We start from the raw sequence: 22,083 nt of genomic DNA, 5'->3' as shown, positions 1-22,083 counted from the left end.
GTTCATCGCGTCGTAACAACCCGGACGCCTTCGTCATCGGAGCGAAACACCCAGCGGCGCCGCCGGAAACCGGCCTGCGCGAATCTCGGGGTCAATAACCGGCCAGCTTCCCCGGCCCGGCCGGACACCCCTTTTACGCCGCTCAGGTTTTCACGATCGCCCGCACGCGAACGTACCGACGACGAGGAGACGCCGATGGCATCAGCCATCACGACCCTCGCGGCAGACGCCCCGACGCTGTCTGCCGCGAACACCGGGTTCATGCTCATCTGCTCCGCCCTGGTCATGCTGATGACCCCGGGACTCGCCTTCTTCTACGGAGGCATGGTCCGCGTCAAGAGCAGCCTCAACATGCTGATGATGAGCTTCATCAGCCTCGGGATCGTCACGATCCTGTGGGTCCTCTACGGCTTCAGCCTCGCCTTCGGCACCGATTCAGGCTCCCTCATCGGCTGGAACTCCGACTACGTCGGCCTCAGCGGCATCGGGATCACCGAGCTGTGGGACGGCTACACCATCCCGGTCTACGTCTTCGCCGTCTTCCAGCTGATGTTCGCCGTGATCACCCCCGCCCTGATCAGCGGTGCGCTGGCCGACCGCGTGAAGTTCGGCGCCTGGGTCCTGTTCACCGGCCTGTGGGTCACCGTCGTCTACTTCCCGGTCGCCCACTGGGTCTGGGGCGCCGGCGGCTGGCTCTTCGAGCTCGGCGTCATCGACTTCGCGGGCGGTACCGCCGTCCACATCAACGCAGGCGCCGCCGCTCTCGGCGTGATCCTGGTCATCGGCAAGCGCGTCGGCTTCAAGAAGGACCCGATGCGCCCGCACAGCCTGCCCCTCGTGATGCTCGGCGCCGGTCTCCTCTGGTTCGGCTGGTTCGGATTCAACGCGGGCTCCTGGCTCGGAAACGACGACGGCGTCGGCGCGGTCATGTTCGTCAACACCCAGGTCGCCACCGCCGCCGCCATGCTCGCCTGGCTCGGCTACGAGAAGCTGCGCCACGGCTCCTTCACCACCCTCGGCGCCGCCTCCGGCGCGGTCGCCGGACTCGTCGCCATCACCCCCTCCGGCGGTGCGGTCAGCCCGCTCGGCGCGATCGCCGTCGGCGCCATCGCCGGTGTGCTGTGCGCCATGGCCGTCGGCCTCAAGTACAAGTTCGGCTACGACGACTCCCTCGACGTGGTCGGCGTCCACCTCGTCGGCGGTGTCGTCGGCTCCCTGCTGGTGGGCCTCTTCGCCACCGGCGGCGTCCAGTCCGACGTGGCCGGCCTCTTCTACGGCGGCGGCCTGGAACAGCTCGGCAAGCAGGCCATCGGCGTCTTCGCCGTCCTCGCCTACTCTCTCGTGGTGTCCGCGGTCCTCGCCTTCCTCCTCGACAAGACGATCGGGATGCGGGTCACCGAGGACGTCGAGGTCGCCGGCATCGACCAGGTCGAGCACGCCGAGACCGCCTACGACTTCAGCGGAGCCGGTGGCGGAGCCGCCTCGCGGAACACCGCCGCCCCCGCCCCCGCCGCGAGCAAGAAGGTTGACGCATGAAGCTGATCACCGCGATCGTCAAGCCGCACAAGCTGGACGAGATCAAGGAAGCCCTCCAGGCCTTCGGAGTCCAGGGACTCACGGTCACCGAGGCCAGCGGCTACGGCCGCCAGCGCGGCCACACCGAGGTCTACCGCGGTGCCGAGTACCAGGTCGACCTCGTCCCCAAGATCCGCATCGAGGTCCTGGTCGACGACTCCGACGCCGAGGAACTGATCCGCGTCATCGTGAGCGCGGCGGCCACCGGAAAGATCGGTGACGGCAAGGTGTGGAGCGTCCCCGTGGACTCGGTCGTCCGGGTCCGCACCGGCGAACGCGGCGCTGACGCGCTCTAGCGGACAGGAGCTCCTGGGTGACGAGCGTCGAAGAGAACACGGACCACACGGCCGACTCGGGACCCAGCGGATACGCCGCGGCCCGGCTGCGACTCCTCCAGGAGGAGTCGCAGTCCGGGCCTTCGCGGCGTTCCGCCCTGGCCGGGCTGACCGACGAATGGCTGAACGCACTGTTCGCGACCGCCGTACGGGAGACCGGCGTCCGCGGCGCCACCCTGGTGGCCGTCGGCGGCTACGGGCGGGCCGAACTCTCCCCGCGCAGCGACCTCGACCTGCTGCTGCTGCACGACGGCAAGGCGGAGCCGCGGGCGCTGAGCGCACTGGCCGACCGCGTCTGGTACCCGGTGTGGGACCTCGGCCTCGCCCTCGACCACTCGGTACGGACCCCCGCCGAGGCCCGCAGGACCGCCACCGAGGACCTCAAGGTCCACCTCGGGCTGCTGGACGCCCGTACGGTCGCCGGGGACGCCGGACTCCTCGCCGGCCTGCGCACCTCCGTACTGGCCGACTGGCGCAACCAGGCGGCCAAGAGGCTCCCGGAGCTGCACTCCCTGTGCCGGGAACGGGCCGAGCGGGCCGGGGAGCTCCGCTTCCTGCTCGAACCCGACCTCAAGGAAGCCCGCGGGGGCCTGCGCGACGCCACCGCGCTGCGGGCGGTCGCCGCGTCCTGGCTGGCCGACGCACCGCGCGAGGGCCTCGCCGAGGCCCGGCGGCGGCTCCTGGACGCGAGGGACGCCCTGCACCTGGTGACCGGCCGCGCCACCGACCGGCTCTCCCTCCAGGAACAGGACCAGGTCGCGGACCGGCTCGGCCTGCTCGACGCGGACGCGCTGCTGCGCGAGGTGTACGAGGCCGCGCGGGTCGTCGCCTACGCCGGCGACGTGACCTGGCGGGAGGTCGGGCGCGTCCTGCGGGCCCGCGCCGCCCGGCCCAGGCTGCGCGGGCTGCTGGGCGCCCGCGGCGAGCGTGCGAGCACGCGGGCCCCCCTGGCCGAAGGCGTGGTGGAGTCCGACGGCGAAGCCGTACTGGCCCTGGCCGCGCGCCCGGACCGGGACCCCGTACTCGCCCTGCGGTTCGCCGCGGCCGCCGCCCAGGCGGGTCTGCCCGTGTCCCTGCACGCCGTCCGCAGACTCGCGGCGCAGGGCAAACCGCTCCCGGTGCCCTGGCCGGCCGAGGCGCGGGAGCAGCTGCTCACCCTGCTGGGGGCGGGGGAGCCGACGGTGGCCGTCTGGGAGGCCCTGGAGGCGGAGGGCCTGATCACACGGCTGCTCCCGGACTGGGAGCGGGTCCGCTGCCGCCCGCAGCGCAATCCCGTCCACACCTGGACCGTGGACCGGCACCTGATCGAGACGGCCGTGCGGGCCTCGGCCCTCACCCGCCGCGTCGGCCGCCCCGACCTGCTGCTGATGGCCGCGCTCCTGCACGACATCGGCAAGGGCTGGCCGGGCGACCACTCGGTGGCCGGCGAGACCATCGCCCGCGACGTCGCCGCCCGGATCGGCTTCGACGAGCAGGACGTCGCCGTCCTGGGCACGCTCGTACGGCACCACCTGCTGCTGATCGACACGGCGACCCGGCGCGACCTGGACGACCCGGCCACGGTCCGCACGGTCGCCGACGCCGTGGGCTCGGTGGGCACCCTGGAGATACTGCACGCCCTGACCGAGGCGGACGCCCTGGCCACCGGACCGGCGGCGTGGAGCGCGTGGCGGGGATCGCTCGTCGCGGACCTCGCCGCCCGGGTCGCCGCGGTGCTGCGCGGCAGCGCCCCGGCCGCCGGTGAACCGGAGATCCCGACCACCGAGCAGGAACGCCTGGCGGTGGAGGCCCTGCGCACCGGGGAGCCGGTCCTGGCGCTCCAGGCCCGCCAGGAGGAGGACGCGGTCGGCGTGGACCTCGTCGTCGCCGTCCCCGACCAGCCGGGGGTCCTCCCGGCGGTGGCCGGGGTGCTGGCCCTGCACCGGCTCACCGTACGGGCGGCCGACCTGCGCTCCATGGAGCTCCCGGACCGGCTGGGGGAGGTCCTGGTGCTGCGCTGGCGGGTGGCGGCGGAGTACGGCGCGCTCCCGCAGGCCTCCCGGCTCCGTACCGATCTGGTCCGCGCCCTGGACGGCTCGCTCGATGTCCCGGCGAAGCTGGCGGACCGCGAGGCGGCGTATCCGCGACGGCGCGGGGTGGTCCCGCCGCCGCCCCGGGTCACCGTGGTCCCGGAGGTCTCCTCGCTGGCCACGGTCCTGGAGGTGCGCGCGCCCGACGCCGTCGGCCTGCTGCACCGGATCGGCCGGGCCCTGGAGTCGGCGGGCGTCAGGGTGCGCAGCGCCCACGTCTCCACGCTGGGCGCGAACGCCGTCGACACCCTGTACGTCACCACTCCCGAGGGAAAGCCCCTGGACCCCGCGGTGGCGGCCGCCCTGGCCGCCTCGGTGACGGCCGCCCTGTCGTAGCCGGGTGCGGCCGCCGTCCAGGGGGCTCCGGCCCCCCACCCCGTGCCTCACACGCCGGCGTGGCCGGATTTTCGCCGGCGTGTGAGGCGCCGGGTGCGGTGCGGGCCGAGACCGGGAAAGGACCGCCGGGTCCATCACGTGGTACGGCCGGATACCCTGGGGGACGACCACAACGCCCCCGACCCGAGGAATCGCGACCACCGTGTTCGATACGCTCTCCGACCGCTTGGCGAATACCTTCAAGGGCCTGCGCGGCAAAGGCCGGCTGTCCGAGGCTGACATCGACGCAGCGGCCCGGGAAATCCGTATCGCGCTCCTCGAGGCCGACGTCGCCCTCCCGGTCGTCCGCTCCTTCATCGCGAACGTCAAGGAACGCGCGCGCGGTGAAGAGGTCAGCAAGGCCCTGAACCCGGGCCAGCAGGTCCTGAAGATCGTCAACGACGAGCTCGTCACCATCCTCGGCGGCGAGACCCGGCGGCTGCGCTTCGCCAAGACCGCCCCCACCGTGATCATGCTGGCCGGTCTCCAGGGTGCGGGTAAGACCACCCTCGCCGGAAAGCTCGGCCTCTGGCTGAAGGGGCAGGGCCACGCCCCGCTGCTCGTGGCGTGCGACCTCCAGCGCCCCAACGCCGTCAACCAGCTGAGCGTCGTCGCCGAGCGCGCCGGCGTGGCCGTGTACGCGCCTCAGCCCGGCAACGGCGTCGGCGACCCGGTCCAGGTCGCGAAGGACTCCGTCGAGTACGCGCGGACCAAGCAGTACGACGTCGTCATCGTCGACACCGCCGGCCGCCTGGGCATCGACGCCGAGCTGATGCAGCAGGCCGCGGACATCCGCGACGCCGTCAGCCCCGACGAGATCCTCTTCGTCGTCGACGCCATGATCGGTCAGGACGCGGTCAACACCGCCGAGGCCTTCCGTGACGGCGTGGGCTTCGACGGCGTCGTGCTCTCCAAGCTGGACGGCGACGCCCGAGGCGGCGCCGCGCTCTCCATCGCGCACGTGACCGGCAAGCAGATCATGTTCGCCTCGAACGGCGAGAAGCTCGACGAGTTCGACGCCTTCCACCCGGACCGCATGGCGGGCCGGATCCTCGACATGGGTGACATGCTCACCCTCATCGAGCAGGCCGAGAAGACCTTCTCGCAGGCCGAGGCCGAGAAGATGGCGGCCAAGCTCGCCAAGGGTCCCAAGGAGTTCACGCTCGACGACTTCCTGGCCCAGATGGAGCAGGTCCGCAAGATGGGCTCCATCTCCAAGCTGCTCGGCATGCTGCCCGGCATGGGGCAGATCAAGGACCAGATCAACAACATCGACGAGCGCGATGTCGACCGCACCGCCGCGATCATCAAGTCGATGACCCCGGCCGAGCGCCAGGACCCGACGATCATCAACGGCTCGCGCCGTGCCCGTATCGCCAAGGGTTCCGGTACCGAGGTCAGCGCGGTCAAGTCGCTCGTCGAGCGGTTCTTCGACGCCCGCAAGATGATGTCCCGCATGGCCCAGGGCGGCGGAATGCCGGGCATGCCCGGCATTCCGGGGATGGGCGGCGGTCCCGGCCGGCAGAAGAAGCAGGTCAAGCAGGCCAAGGGCAAGCGCAAGAGCGGCAACCCGATGAAGCGCAAGGAAGACGAGGCCGCAGCTGCGGCCCGCCGCGAGCAGGGCCCCCAGGCGGTCGAGCCCGCCGCCGGCGGCAACCCCTTCGGTCTTCCGGCGGGCGGCGGCCAGGGCGGTCAGGACTTCGACCTTCCGGACGAGTTCAAGAAGTTCATGAAGTAAACCCGCGCAGGTGGGTGAAGAGGGGCCCCGGCCGTGTTCGCACGGTCGGGGCCCTGCTGTTTCCTGCTGGGGCGATGGCCTGGTTTATCCCTTATGGTCGGCCGGGAGGACGGCAGAAGGAGGCGCCCCGTGCCCAGCCCCACCCCCGTACCTCCGCGCGACAGGGCCGACACGCCCTGGCGCTCGGAAGGCGCCCCGCCCACCCCGCCACCGAAGAAGAAGGGGCTGCCGGGTGGCTGGCGGGGTCTGATCCTCGCGGCCCTGATCGTCTATCTGGTGGCCAACCTGGTGCTCTCCTTCTTCAACGAGGGGGACGAGCCGACGATCTCGTACACCGAGTTCAGCAAGCAGGTCGCCGAGGGGAACGTCTCGAAGATCTACTCCAAGGGCGACGCCATCCAGGGGGAGCTGAAGGCCGCGCGGCCCCTGCCCGACGGCGACAAGGGCGACTACACCAAATTCGTCACCCAGCGCCCGGCCTTCGCCGACGACGAGCTCTGGGCGAACCTCACCAAGCAGAACGTGACCGTGACGGCCTCCCCGGTCGTCGTGCAGCGCAGCTTCCTCTCCAACCTGCTGATCTCGCTCGCGCCGATGCTGCTGCTGGTCCTCCTGTGGGTGGTCATCGCCCGCCGGATGGGCTCGGGAATGGGCGGCATGGGCGCGCTGGGCCGCAAGGCGCCGCCCAAGCCGGTGGAGCTGGAAACGGGAGCCGAACGCACCACCTTCGAGGACGTCGCCGGCATCGACGAGGTCGAGGGGGAGCTCAACGACGTCGTCGACTTCCTCAAGAACCCCCAGGAGTACCGGAAGATGGGAGCCCGGATGCCCGGCGGGGTCCTGCTCTCCGGGCCGCCCGGTACCGGGAAGACCCTCCTGGCGCGGGCGGTGGCGGGCGAGGCCGGGGTGCCCTTCTTCTCCGCCTCCGCCTCCGAGTTCATCGAGATGATCGTCGGCGTCGGCGCCTCCCGGGTGCGCGAACTGTTCACCGAGGCGCGCAAGGTGGCCCCCGCCATCATCTTCATCGACGAGATCGACACCATCGGCCGGGCCCGCGGCGGCAGCAGCGCCATGGGCGGCCACGACGAACGCGAACAGACCCTCAATCAGATCCTCACCGAGATGGACGGGTTCTCCGGCTCGGAGGGCGTGATCGTCCTCGCGGCCACCAACCGCGCGGATGTGCTCGACCCCGCCCTCACCCGCCCAGGCCGCTTCGACCGCATGGTGGTCGTCTCCCCGCCCGACCGGTCCGGCCGCGAGGCCATCCTGCGCATCCACACCCGGGACATCCCGCTCGCCGAGGGCGTGAACCTGGCACAGGTGGCCCGGACCACCCCCGGCATGACCGGAGCGGACCTGGCCAACCTGGCCAACGAGGCCGCCCTGCTGGCCGTCAAACGCCAACAGACACAGGTCACGCAGTCGGACCTGTCGGACGCCCTGGAGAAGGTCCAGCTGGGCGCCGAGCGGCCGCTGGTCATGCCGGAGGAGGAACGCCGCCGCACCGCCCACCACGAGAGCGGCCACGCACTCCTGGGCATGCTCCAGCCGGGCGCCGACCCGGTCCGCAAGATCACGATCGTCCCGCGCGGCCGCGCACTGGGCGTCACGCTCTCGACCCCGGACGCGGACCGGTACGCGTACACCGAGGAGTACCTGCGCGGCCGGATCATCGGCGCGCTGGGCGGCATGGCGGCGGAGCAGGTGGTCTACGACGTGATCACCACCGGCGCCGAGAACGACCTGGAGCAGGTGACCAACATCGTCCGCGGCATGGTCGGCCGCTGGGGCATGAGCGAGCGGATCGGCCGCCTCACCGCCATCCCGTCCGACGGGCAGAGCCCCTACGGACTCTCCGCGGCCCCCGCCACGCTCGACGCCGTCGACCACGAGATGCGGCGCATCGTCGACGAGTGCTACCTGGAGGCCTGCCGGCTGCTGCGCGAGCACCGCCCCCAGCTGGACGCCCTCGCGGAGGCCCTCCTCGCCAACGAGACCCTGGACGAAGCGGCCGCCTACGCCGCCGCCGGCATCGTACGGATGACGAAGGCGCACGGCACCGACTGAGGAGCGGCCGTCAGTCCACCCGGGCGATCACGTACCGGAAGATGTTCGGCAGCCATACGGCGCCGTCGGACCGCTCGAACGGGTGAAGCGCCTCGGCCAGCTCCTTCTCCGCCAGCACGGGATCGGCCATCCCGAAGGGCGCGGCGCCGGCCGCTCCGGCGGAGCCGGTGCTCGCGACGGGGTAGAGCCCGGTCGACAGCAGTCCGCGGACCGCGCTGTCCACATCCGCGTACCCGAAGGGGCAGAACACCCGTCCCGAACCGTCCGGCCGCAGCCCGGCCCCCTCCACCAGCGCGTCCAGGTCCCGCGGAGCGGGCCCGCCGCCCAGGACCGAGGGCGCGGTGCAGCGCTCCGCCGGGCCCCAGTCGGCCAGCACCACCGCCCCGCCGCGGCGGACCGCGGGCAGCGCCGCCGCCAGGGCCTCCGGGGTCGGCGAGAAGGCGAGCACGGCGTCGTACGCGCGCGGCGGGGCCGGCGGCTCCGGCGGAGCCGCCAGGACCTCCAGCAGCCGCTCACGGGCCAGTGCCCGCCGGGCCGGATCCGCCTCCACGCCCGTGGCCACGGCTCCCCGGCCGGCGGCCAGCAGCAGGGACAGGCCCGCCCCGCAGTCCAGGCCGAGCAGTCGGTCGCCCGGCCCGACCTCCAGCCGGTCGTAGACCGCTTCGTACAGCGGTACAAGCATCCGTTCCTGGATCTCCGCCCAGTCCCGGGCGACGAGCGTCGCCGTCGGCGTCGGTGTCATCGAAAGAGCGCTCCTGATTCCGTGTCGCCCCCTTGCCCCCGTTGCCAGAGAACTCCCCATTCGCCCCCGCGTCCAGAGGAGCGCAGCACCCGATTCACGTATCGCGTGCCGGGCGCCGTACGATTCGCGACATGGCAAAGGCACCCGTTCTCACCCCGCAGGCGGAGGATTTCCCCCGCTGGTACCAGGATCTGATCAACAAGGCCGAGCTGGCCGACAACGGTCCGGTCCGCGGCACCATGGTCATCCGACCGTACGGCTACGGCCTGTGGGAGCGGATGCAGCAGGAGATGGACGCGCGCATCAAGGACGCGGGCGCCCAGAACGCGTACTTCCCGCTGTTCATCCCCCAGTCGTACCTGACGAAGGAAGCGGAGCACGTCGAGGGCTTCGCCCCCGAGCTCGCGGTCGTCACGCACGGCGGCGGCAAGGAGCTGGATGAGCCGGTCGTCGTCCGGCCCACGTCCGAGACGATCATCAACGACTACTTCTCCAAGTGGGTCCAGAGCTACCGCGACCTGCCCCTGCTGATCAACCAGTGGGCCAACGTGGTCCGCTGGGAGATGCGCCCGCGCGTGTTCCTCCGTACGAGCGAGTTCCTCTGGCAGGAGGGCCACACCGCCCACGCCACCTATGAGGACGCCCGCGACTACGCCGCCCGCATCCACACGGACGTCTACGGCGACTTCATGACGAACGTGCTCGGCATCGACGTCGTGCTCGGCCGCAAGACCGCCAAGGAGCGCTTCGCCGGCGCCATCAACACCCTCACCCTCGAGGGCATGATGGGCGACGGCAAGGCCCTCCAGCTGGGCACGAGCCACGAGCTCGGCACCAACTTCGCCAAGGCCTTCAACACGCAGTACCTGTCGAAGGAAGGCAAGCAGGAGCTCGTCTGGCAGACCTCGTGGGGCGTTTCGACCCGCATGGTCGGCGGCCTGATCATGTCCCACGGCGACGACAACGGCCTGCGGGTCCCGCCGCGCCTCGCGCACGTCCAGGTCGTCGTCATGGCGATCAAGGGCGACGAGGCCGTGGCCAAGGTCCGTGAGCTGGGTGCCCAGCTGAAGGCCGCCGGAATCCGCGTCCAGGTCGACGACCGCGTCGACACCCCCTTCGGCCGCCGCGCCGTGGACTGGGAGCTCAAGGGCGTACCGGTTCGCATCGAGATCGGCCCCCGCGACCTGGAGGCCGGCACCGCGATGCTGGCCCGCCGGATCCCGGGCGGGAAGACCCCCGTGCAGATCGACGCCCTTGCCGACCTGCTGCCCAAGGTGCTGGAGGAGGACCAGGCGCAGCTGCTGCGCGAGTCCCGCGAGCGCCGTGAGGCCCGTACGTCCGACGTCTCCACCATCGGTGAGGCCGCCGAGGCCGCCATCGCCGGCGGCTGGGCGCGGATCCCGTGGGCCGACCTCGGTCCGGAGGGCGAGGCGAAGCTGGCCGAGCAGGCAGTCTCCGTGCGCTGCCTGATCGCCGCCGACGGGTCGGTTCCGGAGACGGACGACGCCCCGGGTACGCTCGCGATCGTCGCGCGCTCGTACTGACGGGCCGACAGGGCTTCCCGGCCCCGGCGTGCGGCACGTGCCGCACGCCGGGGCCGGTTCACTTTGGTCGACGTTAAGTACCGACTCCTCCTGGGATCGGCGCACCCGTCCTCGTCAGGACGCATGAGTGTGAACTGACTGGTACGTGCAAAAAATTTGGAATGGCCCGGAATCGGAACACCCGGGCACCTCGGCTCGTTGTCACGACGTGAGCACGACACCACCTGTTCTCGCCGCAGAGCTGGCGCAGGCGTGGGCCGATATTCAGCGGTACCACCCCGAGCTGCCTGACCTTGCCGCGCCCGAGTCCCTGATCGGAGAGTCCTCGTCCGCCTGCGGCGCCGAACTCTCCTTCGAGCGACTGCTGCACGAGGCAGTCCACGGCATCGCCGCCGCCCGCGGTGTCCGTGACACCTCGCGCGCCGGCCGTTACCACAACCGCAGATTCCTTGCGATCGCCGAGGAGATGGGGCTGGACCACTCCGAAGAGCCGCACGCGAGCAGCGGCTTCTCCCTGGTCACGCTCAATCCGGAGGCGAAGCGTCGCTACCGGGCCACCATCGAGCGCCTTCAGCGCGCACTGAAGGCGCACACGGCCGCCACCGCGGCCGACACCAAGCGCAGCTTCCGCGGGCCGGCGGCCCGGCACGGCTCGTCCGGCGGCGGCGTGCGCGTCAAGGCGGTCTGCGACTGTGGGCGCAACGTACGGGTGGTCCCGTCCGTGCTGGCCCAGGCGCCGATCGTGTGCGGTGGCTGCATGAAGCCCTTCCGCATCCCCGACGTGGCCATCGCGGTGGCCTCCTGACCGCATGCACCGTCGCCGCAGGGGCCACCGTCCCACGGCGAACCGGCCGCCGGGCCACCGCTCCCACCGGGGCGGCAGCCGACGGCGCGGGCGCGGGTGGCCCGCACGCGGGTGGCCCGCACCGGCGCACACCGGTGGGGTGCGCCGTGCGCCCGGTCCTGCCCGCCCGGCCGATCCCGCCGCGGGCGTATGGCACAATGGCTAGCTGTACTCGACAGTCGCATAGGACCCCTCTCTCCTCCGGCTGACGCGTCCATCGGGCACCCGAGTACCGCAACCCCACGTGGCATCTCATGTGCCCAACCACGTCAAGTTCAGGAGACACCACTCCAGTGGCAGTCAAGATCAAGCTCAAGCGCCTCGGCAAGATTCGCCAGCCGCACTACCGCATCGTCGTCGCCGACGCCCGCACCCGCCGGGACGGTCGCGCGATCGAAGAGATCGGTATCTACCACCCGACCTACAACCCGTCGCGCATCGAGGTCAACGCCGAGCGTGCGCAGTACTGGCTGTCCGTCGGCGCCCAGCCCACCGAGGCTGTGCTCGCCATCCTGAAGCTGACCGGTGACTGGCAGGCCCACAAGGGTCTCCCCGCCCCGGCGCCGCTCCTGCAGCCGGAGACGAAGGAGAGCAAGCGTCGCTCCTTCGACGAGTTCGCCAAGGCCCTCGAGGGCATCGGCGAGGGCAAGGGCGAGGCCATCACGCAGAAGGCGAAGAAGGCCGACAAGAAGGCGGACGAGGCTGAGGCCGCCGCCGAGTCGACCGAGGCCTGAGCATGCTCGAGGAGGCTCTTGAGCACCTCGTAAAGGGCATCGTGGACAACCCCGACGAAGTGCAGGTCGCCTCGCGCAACCTGCGCCGCGGGCAGGTGCTCGAGGTCCGGGTTCACCCCGATGACCTCGGCAAGGTGATCGGTCGCAACGGCCGCACCGCACGTGCTCTGCGTACCGTCGTGGGCGCCATCGGCGGCCGGGGGATCCGCGTCGACCTCGTCGACGTGGACCAGGTTCGCTGAGCAGTTGAATCACCGGCACGGGCCGGGGAGGGCGTAGGTCGCCCGCCCCGGCCCGAGTCGTTTCTGCCCCCGGGCAGGAGCGACCATTGATCTGAGCAACCACGCCGCAGTAAGGGAAGAGCACAGTGGAGTTGGTAGTCGCGCGGATCGGCCGCGCCCACGGCATCAAGGGTGAGGTCACCGTCGAGGTGCGCACGGACGAGCCGGAGCTGCGGCTCAGCCCCGGCGCCGTGCTCAAGACGGAGCCCGCGACCGTGGGACCGCTGACGATCGAGACCGGACGCGTGCACAGCGGGCGGCTCCTGCTCCGCTTCGCGGGCGTCAAGGACCGCACCGGCGCCGAGTCGCTGCGCAACACCCTCCTGATCGCCGAGGTGGACCCCTCCGAGCTGCCGGAGGAGGACGACGAGTACTACGACCACCAGCTGATGGACCTGGACGTGGTGCTGGCGGACGGCACCGAGATCGGCCGGATCACCGAGATCTCCCACCTGCCCTCGCAGGACCTCTTCATCGTCGAGCGGCCCGACGGCTCCGAAGTGATGATCCCCTTCGTGGAGGAGATCGTCGCCGAGATCGACCTGGAGGAGCAGCGCTGTGTCATCACCCCGCCGCCCGGGCTGATCGACGAGCGCGAGGCGATCGTCGTCTCGACCCGTGACGAGGAAGCGGCGGACGCCGGGGAGGCCGTGGACGCGGCCGACTCCACCGAGTCCACCGACGCCGCGGACTCCGGGGACAGGGCCTGATGCGACTCGACGTCGTCACGATCTTCCCCGAGTACCTGGAGCCGCTGAACGTCTCCCTCGTCGGCAAGGCCCGGGCCCGCGGGCAGCTCGACGTGCACGTCCACGACCTGCGGGACTGGACGTACGACCGGCACAACACGGTGGACGACACCCCGTACGGCGGCGGTCCCGGCATGGTGATGAAGACCGAGCCGTGGGGCGAGGCCCTGGACTCCGCGCTGGCCGACGGCTACGAGGCCGGCGCGCACGGACCGGTCGTCGTCGTACCCACCCCCAGCGGCCGGCCCTTCACCCAGGAGCTGGCCGTCGAGCTGTCCGAGCGGCCCTGGCTGATCTTCACGCCGGCCCGGTACGAGGGCATCGACCGCCGGGTCATGGACGAGTACGCCACGCGCATGCCGGTGTACGAGGTCTCCATCGGCGACTACGTGCTGGCGGGCGGCGAGGCCGCCGTACTGGTGGTCACCGAGGCCGTGGCGCGGCTGCTGCCCGGGGTGCTCGGCAACGCCGAATCGCACCGGGACGACTCCTTCGCGCCGGGCGAGATGGCGAACCTGCTGGAGGGGCCCGTCTACACCAAGCCCCCCGTGTGGCGCGGCCGGGACATCCCCGAGGTGCTGCTCAGCGGCCACCACGGGAAGATCGCCCGGTGGCGCCGGGACGAGGCCTTCCGCCGGACCGCGCAGAACCGCCCGGACCTGATCGAGCGCTGCGAGGCGGCCGGCTTCGACAAGAAGGACCGGGAGATCCTCTCCGTCCTGGGCTGGCAGCCGTCCGCCGACGGCCGATTTTGGCGCAGGGCGCAGGCCGTGGAAGAATAGGCGGCTGTTGTGTGCTCGCGGCCGCCCCTGCCACAGGGGGACCGTCGTCCGCCGAGTCCCACAGCTCCCGAATTCTCTACGGAAACCCGCACTGGCGACCTGTGGCGTCATGCGAAGAAAGCAGACGAAGAACATGTCTCACCTGCTCGATGGCGTCAACGCCGCCGCGCTCCGCTCGGACGTCCCGGCCTTCCGCCCGGGTGACACGATCAACGTGCACGTCCGCGTGATCGAGGGCAACCGCTCCCGTATCCAGCAGTTCAAGGGCGTAGTCATCCGCCGCCAGGGCGCCGGTGTCTCCGAGACCTTCACCGTGCGCAAGGTCTCCTTCAGCGTCGGTGTGGAGCGTACCTTCCCGGTCCACTCCCCGATCTTCGAGAAGATCGAGCTCGTCACCCGCGGTGACGTTCGCCGTGCCAAGCTGTACTACCTCCGTGAGCTCCGCGGCAAGGCCGCGAAGATCAAGGAGAAGCGCGACCGCTGAGGCCGACTCCGGAGTCCGGGGGCGGCCGGATAGGCTCGCCCCCGATGGACACCGAAGCACCTCACACGCAGCGCGGCCACTCTTCCCCCGTCGAGGGGGAGGAGCGGCCGCGTTTTGCGTTCTCCCGGACCGGTCGGACCGCCGGCGGGCGAACCCTGACGTGGCGCCGAGCGGGACTGCTCGGTGTGGTCTGCACCGTGTTCCTGCTGCTGCTGAGCAATTTCGTCGTCCAGCCCTTCCTGATCCCGAGCCGCTCGATGGAGCCGACGCTCCGGGTCGGGGACCGGGTGCTGGTCAACAAGCTGGCGTACCGGTTCGGCGAGCAGCCCCGTCGCGGGGACCTGGTGGTCTTCGACGGCACGGGCTCCTTCGTACGGGAACGCCCCGCGGGCAATCCGGTCGGCACCCTGCTGCACGGGGCGGCCTCGGCGCTCGGGCTGGCGGAGCCGTCCGACACCGACTTCGTGAAGCGGGTCGTGGGTGTCGGCGGGGACGACGTGGTGTGCTGCGACGCGGGCGGTCGGGTGGCGGTCAACGGCGTGGCGCTGGACGAGCCGTACCTGTACCCCGGTGACGCCCCCTCGGTGGTGCCCTTCCGGATCGTCGTACCGCTTGGGACCCTGTGGGTCATGGGCGATCATCGTTCCCAGTCCCGCGACTCGCGGGACCACCTGGGGGAGCCGGGCGGGGGGATGGTGCCGGTGGAGAAGGTGATCGGGCGGGCCGACTGGATCGGCTGGCCGTTCTCGCGCTGGGATTCCGTAGGCGGTGGTCATGGGTAGCCGCGGTCGGCCGAAGGGCGGACGGGACTGGGACTTCGAACCGGAGCCCGAGCCGGAGCCCGAACCCGCCCCGGCCCCGCTGGTGGCGGGCGGCCGGGTGGAGGGCGGCCGGGCCGAACGGCGCCGGACGGCCCGCAAGGTGCGGCGGCGCCGCCGCACGCGGCGGGCCGGTGAACTGCCGCTGCTGGTGGTCGTGGCCCTGTGCATCGCGCTGCTCCTCAAGACCTTCCTGGTGCAGGCCTTCTTCATCCCGTCGGGCTCGATGGAGCAGACCATCCGGATCGGCGACCGCGTCCTCGTGGACAAGCTGACCCCGTGGTTCGGCTCCACGATCGAGCGCGGGGACATCGTCGTGTTCAAGGACCCCGGAGGCTGGCTGCGGGGCGAGGCGGCCCGCCCGGCCAAGGACCCGGTCGTGGTCAAGCAGGTCAAGCAGGCGCTGACCTTCATCGGCCTGCTCCCCTCGGCCGACGAGCAGGACCTGATCAAGCGGGTCATCGGCGTCGGCGGGGACACCGTCAAGTGCTGTGACAGCAGGGGCCGCGTCACCGTCAACGGCTCGCCGCTCGATGAGCCGTACGTGAATCCGGGCAACACCCCCTCGGACATCCCGTTCGAGGTACAGGTTCCGGAGGGCCGGCTCTTCGTGATGGGCGACCACCGCGCGAACTCGGCCGATTCCCGATTCCACCTCGACGAGGGGTTTCAGGGCACCATCGCCGAGAGCGGGGTCGTGGGAGAGGCCGTAGTGATCGCCTGGCCGTTCGGGCACTGGACGAAGCTGGAACAGCCGGCGACCTTCCGGATGGTGCCCGATCAGGCCCGGCGCGAAGGACGCGGCCGTCGGCGGCGCCGTCGGGGCACGCCGTTCGCATAGTGTGTCCTCGGTCTCCCGCGCCTTAGGGAACTCCCGCTCGTTAAGGGAGGGGAGGGCCCGTGCCGGCTTCGGCGCGGGCGGCAATCGCGAGTGAGGAGTGGATGTGGGGGACGTGGCGGTAGGCGCACGATCCGGACGCGACGAGGGCGAGGAGCGTCCTGACGACGCCGCCCCGCGCGAGGCCGGGGCCGAGGAGGACGGCGCTGCCAAGGAGCACTCGCACCGTTCCTTCTGGAAGGAGCTTCCGCTCCTCATCGGCATCGCGCTGCTGCTGGCCCTGCTGATCAAGACCTTCCTGGTCCAGGCGTTCTCGATCCCGTCCGACTCGATGCAGAACACGCTGCAGCGGGGGGACCGGGTGCTGGTGGACAAGCTGACCCCGTGGTTCGGTTCCGAGCCGGAGCGCGGCGAGGTCGTCGTCTTCCACGACCCCGCGAACTGGCTGTCCGGGGAGCCCACCCCCGAGCCGAACATCTTCCAGCAGGTGCTGAGCAAGATCGGCCTGATGCCGGACGCCGCCGAGAAGGACCTGATCAAGCGGACCATCGCGATCGGCGGGGACACGGTCGAGTGCAAGAAGGGGGGACCGGTCGTCGTCAACGGCAAGGAGCTGGACGAGCCGTACATCTACCCCGGCAACACTCCGTGCGACGACGCCCCGTTCGGCCCGATCACCGTGCCCAAGGGCAAGATCTGGGTCATGGGCGACCACCGGCAGAACTCCCAGGACTCCCGCTACCACATGCAGGACTCCACCGGGGGCTTCGTACCGGTCGACAAGGTCGTCGGGCGGGCCGTCGTGGTCGCGTGGCCGCTGACCCGCTGGTCCACCCTGCCCGTCCCGGAGACCTTCGACCAGCCGGGCATCGGCAACCAGGCCGCGGCGACCGCGCTCGGCCTCGGGGCCTCCGGGCTGGCGCCGGTCGGGCTCGGCCCGGCCGCGCTGGGGCTCGTCGGAGCCGTCCCGCTCGTCATGTGGCGCCGACGGAAGCTGACCAGCGGCCGTACCGACGGGTAGGGTGCCGCCCAGGTCGACGATCCCGAAGTGTGTGGGGGCGCTGGAATGGGCGGAACACAAGCAATACGCAGTGGCAGCGATGGCCGCGGCGGTCTCGGCAACGTGTTGTCGGGCATCGCCGTGGCCATCGGCTTTGCGCTCTTCCTCGGTGGCTTCGTGTGGGGGGCGGTCGTCTACCGGCCCTACACGGTGCCCACCGACTCGATGATGCCCACGGTGCGGCCCGGGGACCGGCTGCTGGCGCAGCGCATCGACGGCGATGAGGTGCGCCGCGGTGACGTCGTCATCTTCACCGATTCGCTGTGGAGCGATTCGCCCATGGTCAAGCGGGTCGTCGGCATCGGCGGCGACACCGTGAAGTGCTGCGGAGCGGGCGGCGGGCTGACGGTCAACGGCACGGCGCTGGACGAGCCGTACGCGGACACCACCCGGCCCGATACGGGCCTGGCCATGCCGCCCGGACAGACGGCGCCCACCGGGACCCCCTTCGAGGTGACGGTCCCCGAGGGCAACCTCTTCCTGATGGGCGACCGGCGGGCCGCCTCCCTGGATTCCCGGGCCCACCTGCAGGAGGCCGGGCAGGGCACCGTGCCCCGGTCCGCGGTCAGCGCCCGCGTCGACGCCCTGGCCTGGCCCTCCATGACGATGGTGGAGCGGCCGGCGACGTACGCGGCCCTGCCCGGCGGGATCTCGCGGCCCGGCCCGCTGCGCCTCCAGGTGGTGGCGGTACTGGCCGGGGCCGCCCTGGTGGTGCTGGGAGCCGCGTACGGGCCCGTCGCACGGGTCCTGGGGCGCGGGCGGCGGAAGGAGCCCGCCGGTGCCCGCTGACCCGCCCGGGGAGCACGGCGGCCGCAAGGTGTCACGGGTCATCCTGCTGGACCCGGCCGACCGGATCCTGCTGCTGCACGGCTTCGAGCCGGCCGACCCCTCGGACGACTGGTGGTTCACCCCCGGCGGCGGGCTGGAGGGGACGGAGAGCCGGGAGCAGGCCGCACTGCGCGAGCTGGCCGAGGAGACCGGGATCACGGACGTGGAGCTGGGCCCGGTGCTGTGGCACCGCTACTGCTCCTTCCCCTTCGACGGCCGGCGCTGGGAGCAGGACGAGTGGTACTTCCTGGCCCGTACCACCCAGACGGCCACCGAGATGGGCGGCCTCACCGAGCTGGAGCGGCGCAGCGTCACCGGAGCGCGGTGGTGGACCTCCGAGGAACTTCTCGCAGCACATGAGACGGTGTACCCGACCAGACTCGCCGAGCTGCTCCGTACGCTGCTCGACGACGGTCCTCCGGGTGAGCCGGTGGTCCTGGCCCCGGAAATCGTTTAGGGGCACATGGGCCTGGCGCACAATAGGGGGACGCACGGCTGAAGGGGAACATGCCATGAGTGCCGAGGACCTCGAAAAGTACGAGACCGAGATGGAGCTGAAGCTCTATCGGGAGTACCGCGACGTCGTCGGGCTGTTCAAGTATGTGATCGAGACGGAACGCCGTTTCTACCTCACGAACGACTACGAGATGCAGGTGCACTCCGTTCAGGGGGAGGTGTTCTTCGAGGTCTCGATGGCCGACGCGTGGGTGTGGGACATGTACCGCCCGGCCCGCTTCGTGAAGCAGGTACGGGTGCTGACCTTCAAGGACGTGAACATCGAGGAGCTCAACAAGAGCGATCTCGAACTGCCCGGCAGCTGAGCGGCCTCACCCGCAGGGGTGAGGCCGTTCTCCACAACGGCCGGGTTGTCCACCAAGATCCACAAGGTGGGCGGGGGCGCGGGACATTCGGTGCCGGAGGTGGTGCCGGATGAACGCGAAGGGCGTGGCACAGCAGGCATTGGGGCGGTACGGCGAGGACCTCGCGGCGCGACGGCTGACCGAAACCGGGATGACCGTGATCGCGCGCAACTGGCGGTGCCCCGGCGGGGAGATCGACATCGTCGCCCGGGACGGGGACGCCCTCGTCGTGTGCGAGGTCAAGACCCGCCGGGCGAGTGGGTTCGAGCATCCGATGGCCGCCGTGCGGCCCGGCAAGGCCGAGCGGCTGCGCGGGCTCGCCGGGCGCTGGCTCGCCGACCACGGCGGGCCACCCCCGGGCGGGGTGCGCATCGACCTCGTCGGGGTGCTGCTCCCGCGGCGCGGCGCTCCCCTGGTGGAACACGTCAGGGGGGTGGCCTGATGGGCTTCGCGCGCGCCTGCTCGGTGGCCCTGATCGGCGTCGACGGCGTGGTGGTCGAGGTCCAGGCCGACCTGGAACCGGGGGTGGCCGCCTTCACCCTGGTGGGGCTGCCGGACAAGACCCTGGTCGAGAGCCGGGACCGGGTCCGGGCAGCGGTGGTCAACTCAGGTGCTGCCTGGCCGCAGAAGAAGCTCACGGTCGGGCTGAGCCCGGCCTCGGTCCCGAAGTCCGGTGCGGGTTTCGACCTGGCCGTCGCGGCGGCCGTGCTCGGGGCCGCCGAGGTGGTGGACCCGGGCGCGATCGCCGACCTCGTCCTGATCGGGGAGCTGGGGCTGGACGGCCGGGTGCGCCCGGTCCGGGGGATCCTGCCCGCCGTACTCGCCGCCGCGGAGGCCGGCTACCGGCAGGTGGTGGTCCCGCAGCAGTGCGCGGCCGAGGCCGCCCTCGTCCCGGACGTCTCGGTGCTCGGGGTACGCAGCCTGCGCCAACTGATCGCGGTCCTCACCGGCGGCGAGATCCCCGAGGAGGAGCCCGGCGACCCGCCGGGCCGGCCCGACCCGATGCTCGCCGGGCTGCTCGTCCCGGGGGCGGGACTGGGCACGGGGCTGGCCCGCGCCCGTCCCGGGCGGGAGGACGGCGGCTTCCCCGACCTCGCCGACGTGGCCGGACAGCACACGGCGCGCCGCGCCCTGGAGGTCGCGGCCGCCGGAGGACACCACCTCTTCCTCAGCGGACCGCCCGGAGCGGGCAAGACCATGCTGGCCGAGCGGCTGCCCTGGCTGCTGCCGCCGCTCACCCGTCAGGACTCCGTGGAGGTCACGGCCGTCCACTCGGTCGCGGGAATCCTGCCGCCCGGCGAACCACTGGTCGCCAGGCCTCCGTACTGCGCGCCGCACCATTCGGCGACCATGCAGTCCCTGGTGGGAGGCGGCACCGGAATCCCGAGGCCCGGGGCGGTCTCGCTGGCACACCGGGGGGTGCTCTTCCTCGACGAGGCCGCCGAGTTCCACAGCCGGGCTCTGGACGCGCTGCGCCAGCCCCTCGAATCGGGGCACGTGGTCATCGCCCGCGCCGCCGGGGTGGTAAGGCTGCCCGCCAGGTTCCTGATGGTGCTCGCCGCGAACCCGTGCCCGTGCGGGCGGCACACCCTGCACGGAGCCGGCTGCGAGTGCCCGCCCTCGGTGATCCGGCGTTACCAGGCGCGCTTGTCCGGGCCGTTGCTCGACCGGGTGGACCTGAGGGTGGAGGTCGAGCCCGTGACCCGCGGCGACCTGCTGGGGCAGGGCGGCCGCGGAGAATCCACCGCCGTGGTCGCCGGCCGGGTGCGCGAGGCCCGGGAGCGCGCCGCAACCAGGCTCGCCGACACGCCCTGGCGGCTCAACTCCGAAGTGCCCGGGCAGCAACTGCGCACGCGGTGGCAGGCGGGACCGGGAGCGCTGGCCCCCGCCGAGCGAGATCTGGAACGGGGGCTGCTCACGGCGCGCGGGCTGGACCGGGTGCTGCGGGTCGCCTGGACCGTGGCCGACCTGCGCGGGCGGGACCGGCCCGAGGCGCTGGACGTGGCCGTGGCCCTGGAGCTGCGGACCGGTATCGCCCGTGGGGCGATGCCGCTACCGGGGGCCGGGACATGACCGGAACCGGAGACGCAGAGCTGCTGGCGCGGGCCGCGCTCACCCGGGTGCTGGAGCCCGGCGACGCGCACGGCGGGCGGTGGCTTCGGGAGTTCGGCGCGGTGGGGCTGATACGGCTGCTCACCGACCCCGGGGCGGAGCCGGGCACACCGTCGGGCGTGGGCCCGGAGCGGCTCGCCGGGTACCGCAGACGGGCGGCGCTGGCCGACCCCGAGCGGGACCTCCGGCTGGCCGCCGGGGCGGGGGGCCGGTTCGTGTTCCCGGGATCGGCCGAGTGGCCGACCCAGCTCGACGACCTCGGCGACGAACGGCCCGTCGGACTGTGGCTCCGGGGCCGGCCGAACCTCCGTACCTGGGCCCTGCGTTCGGTTTCCGTGGTCGGGGCCCGGGCCTGCACCCCGTACGGCGCGCACATGGCGCAGACCCTGGCCGCGGGGCTCGCCGAACGGGGCTGGGTCGTCGTCTCCGGCGCCGCCTTCGGGATCGACGGAGCCGCCCACCGCGGCGCCCTCGCCACGGGCGGCGCGACCGCGGCGGTGCTCGCCTGCGGGGTGGACGTCGCCTACCCGCGCGGACACGCCCGGCTGCTCGGCCGGATCGCCGGGCAGGGTCTGATCCTGGGGGAGTTGCCACCGGGCAGCCACCCGACCCCCAGCCGGTTCGTCCTGCGCAACCGGGTCATCGCCGCCCTCACCCGGGGCACGGTCGTCGTCGAGGCCGCGCACCGCAGCGGTTCCCTGGTCACGGCCCGGCGGGCGCAGCGGCTCGGGCGGTTCACCATGGGCGTCCCCGGGTCCGCCACCAGCGGACTCTCCGCCGGGGTGCACGAGCTGCTGCGGGGCGAGGCCGTGCTGGTCACCGACGCGGCCGAGGTGGTCGAGCTGGTCGGGGCCATGGGCGAGCTGGCTCCCGAGCGGCGCGGCCCGGTGTTCACCCGGGACCTGCTGGACCGGGAGACCGCCCGCGTGCTGGAAGCGCTGCCGGCCGGCCGCCCGGCGTGCGTGGACGAGTTGGCACTTGCCTCCGGCACCGGCGCCGATGAAGTCATCGGCAGACTGTACGAACTTCACTCTCTGGGGTTCGTCGAACGGCAGGGCGACGGCTGGCAGTTGAGCAGACAAACGGCTGGAGGAGGCACACAAACCGGAGGTGCCCGGCGAGGCGGTCGTTGACCTGGGGTGTTCCGGTGAAAGAGTGAAAGCGATGAGTGACGCGGACCTTCCGGTGGCGGTCACCGGGACCGAGCGCCAGGCGCCGGTCCCGGGTCGTCCGTGCGAGTCGGGA

At 71.9% G+C, this 22,083-nt stretch carries 21 protein-coding genes and 1 pseudogene; 21 read left to right on the top strand and 1 reads right to left on the bottom strand.

Annotated features, from left to right (window positions below):
• Positions 1-195 precede the first annotated feature (195 nt).
• The 5 genes from IE257_RS31720 (at position 196) to ftsH (ending at position 8,162) form a co-directional block, all read left to right on the top strand.
• A complete protein-coding gene (locus tag IE257_RS31720; RefSeq protein WP_189973300.1) occupies positions 196-1,536 on the top strand; it encodes an ammonium transporter in 1,341 nt (446 codons plus the stop codon).
• The gene (locus IE257_RS31715) at positions 1,533-1,871 is read left to right on the top strand and encodes a P-II family nitrogen regulator (RefSeq protein ID WP_030009357.1); all 339 of its coding nucleotides are present in this window, start codon (positions 1,533-1,535) and stop codon (positions 1,869-1,871) included. Before IE257_RS31720 ends, IE257_RS31715 begins: the two co-directional genes overlap by 4 nt.
• 17 nt (positions 1,872-1,888) lie before the next feature.
• Positions 1,889-4,315 (top strand): [protein-PII] uridylyltransferase, encoded by a 2,427-nt coding sequence (locus tag IE257_RS31710; RefSeq protein ID WP_189973299.1) that lies wholly within the window; start codon positions 1,889-1,891, stop codon positions 4,313-4,315.
• Positions 4,316-4,517: 202 nt separating this feature from the next.
• Positions 4,518-6,092 (top strand): signal recognition particle protein, encoded by a 1,575-nt coding sequence (ffh, locus tag IE257_RS31705; RefSeq protein ID WP_189973298.1) that lies wholly within the window; start codon positions 4,518-4,520, stop codon positions 6,090-6,092.
• Between the two features lie 93 nt (positions 6,093-6,185).
• Positions 6,186-8,162: an ATP-dependent zinc metalloprotease FtsH gene (gene ftsH, locus IE257_RS31700; RefSeq protein ID WP_189973297.1), complete on the top strand. Its 1,977-nt coding sequence runs from the start codon at positions 6,186-6,188 to the stop codon at positions 8,160-8,162.
• Positions 8,163-8,172: 10 nt separating this feature from the next.
• On the opposite strand, the gene IE257_RS31695 is transcribed toward ftsH, so the two are convergent.
• Positions 8,173-8,904, bottom strand: a complete 732-nt coding sequence (locus tag IE257_RS31695; protein ID WP_229920769.1) for a class I SAM-dependent methyltransferase — start codon at positions 8,902-8,904, stop codon at positions 8,173-8,175.
• A 131-nt stretch (positions 8,905-9,035) separates the two neighbouring features.
• Here IE257_RS31695 and proS point away from each other — a divergent pair, with 131 nt between their 5' ends.
• From proS to dprA, 16 genes and pseudogenes are all read left to right on the top strand, one after another.
• Positions 9,036-10,448, top strand: a complete 1,413-nt coding sequence (gene proS / locus IE257_RS31690; protein ID WP_189973295.1) for a proline--tRNA ligase — start codon at positions 9,036-9,038, stop codon at positions 10,446-10,448.
• Between the two features lie 208 nt (positions 10,449-10,656).
• Complete coding sequence (locus tag IE257_RS31685; RefSeq protein WP_189973294.1) at positions 10,657-11,253, top strand: hypothetical protein; 597 nt, start codon at positions 10,657-10,659, stop codon at positions 11,251-11,253.
• A 332-nt stretch (positions 11,254-11,585) separates the two neighbouring features.
• Positions 11,586-12,026, top strand: a complete 441-nt coding sequence (rpsP, locus tag IE257_RS31680) for a 30S ribosomal protein S16 (protein WP_030386406.1) — start codon at positions 11,586-11,588, stop codon at positions 12,024-12,026.
• 2 nt (positions 12,027-12,028) lie between these two features.
• Complete coding sequence (locus tag IE257_RS31675; RefSeq protein WP_030011889.1) at positions 12,029-12,268, top strand: RNA-binding protein; 240 nt, start codon at positions 12,029-12,031, stop codon at positions 12,266-12,268.
• A gap of 125 nt (positions 12,269-12,393) precedes the next feature.
• Entirely contained in the window at positions 12,394-13,017 is a 624-nt protein-coding gene (gene rimM, locus IE257_RS31670) for a ribosome maturation factor RimM (protein ID WP_189973293.1), read from the top strand.
• Positions 13,017-13,838, top strand: a complete 822-nt coding sequence (trmD, locus tag IE257_RS31665; RefSeq protein WP_189973292.1) for a tRNA (guanosine(37)-N1)-methyltransferase TrmD — start codon at positions 13,017-13,019, stop codon at positions 13,836-13,838. Before rimM ends, trmD begins: the two co-directional genes overlap by 1 nt.
• Positions 13,839-13,971: 133 nt before the next feature.
• Positions 13,972-14,322, top strand: a complete 351-nt coding sequence (gene rplS / locus IE257_RS31660) for a 50S ribosomal protein L19 (RefSeq protein WP_030386403.1) — start codon at positions 13,972-13,974, stop codon at positions 14,320-14,322.
• A 44-nt stretch (positions 14,323-14,366) separates the two neighbouring features.
• Positions 14,367-15,104: a signal peptidase I gene (gene lepB / locus IE257_RS31655; RefSeq protein WP_189973291.1), complete on the top strand. Its 738-nt coding sequence runs from the start codon at positions 14,367-14,369 to the stop codon at positions 15,102-15,104.
• Positions 15,097-16,143: pseudogene (gene lepB / locus IE257_RS31650) on the top strand (signal peptidase I). The gene lepB (IE257_RS31655) and the pseudogene lepB (IE257_RS31650) overlap by 8 nt, the downstream one beginning before the upstream one ends.
• Positions 16,094-16,999: a signal peptidase I gene (lepB, locus tag IE257_RS31645; RefSeq protein WP_189973289.1), complete on the top strand. Its 906-nt coding sequence runs from the start codon at positions 16,094-16,096 to the stop codon at positions 16,997-16,999. Before lepB (IE257_RS31650) ends, lepB (IE257_RS31645) begins: the two are co-directional and overlap by 50 nt.
• A gap of 45 nt (positions 17,000-17,044) precedes the next feature.
• Positions 17,045-17,827 carry a signal peptidase I gene (gene lepB / locus IE257_RS31640; RefSeq protein ID WP_189973288.1) on the top strand — a complete coding sequence of 261 codons (783 nt, stop codon included), beginning with the start codon at positions 17,045-17,047 and terminating at the stop codon, positions 17,825-17,827.
• Positions 17,817-18,323 carry an NUDIX hydrolase gene (locus IE257_RS31635; RefSeq protein ID WP_189973287.1) on the top strand — a complete coding sequence of 169 codons (507 nt, stop codon included), beginning with the start codon at positions 17,817-17,819 and terminating at the stop codon, positions 18,321-18,323. Before lepB (IE257_RS31640) ends, IE257_RS31635 begins: the two co-directional genes overlap by 11 nt.
• A 55-nt stretch (positions 18,324-18,378) precedes the next feature.
• On the top strand, positions 18,379-18,687 hold the full coding sequence (locus tag IE257_RS31630) for a DUF2469 domain-containing protein (RefSeq protein ID WP_005311352.1): 309 nt from the start codon (positions 18,379-18,381) through the stop codon (positions 18,685-18,687).
• Between the two features lie 109 nt (positions 18,688-18,796).
• A complete protein-coding gene (locus IE257_RS31625; protein ID WP_189973286.1) occupies positions 18,797-19,168 on the top strand; it encodes a YraN family protein in 372 nt (123 codons plus the stop codon).
• Entirely contained in the window at positions 19,168-20,799 is a 1,632-nt protein-coding gene (locus IE257_RS31620) for a YifB family Mg chelatase-like AAA ATPase (protein WP_189973285.1), read from the top strand. Before IE257_RS31625 ends, IE257_RS31620 begins: the two co-directional genes overlap by 1 nt.
• Positions 20,796-21,971: a DNA-processing protein DprA gene (gene dprA / locus IE257_RS31615; RefSeq protein WP_189973284.1), complete on the top strand. Its 1,176-nt coding sequence runs from the start codon at positions 20,796-20,798 to the stop codon at positions 21,969-21,971. Before IE257_RS31620 ends, dprA begins: the two co-directional genes overlap by 4 nt.
• Positions 21,972-22,083 lie beyond the last annotated feature (112 nt).

Origin of the sequence: Streptomyces avidinii (genome assembly GCF_014650695.1) — a bacterium.
Classification (GTDB): Bacteria; Actinomycetota; Actinomycetes; order Streptomycetales; family Streptomycetaceae; genus Streptomyces; species Streptomyces avidinii.
The sequence above is the reverse complement of the archived record's forward strand: the minus strand, read 5'-3'. Positions and strand labels throughout refer to the sequence as shown.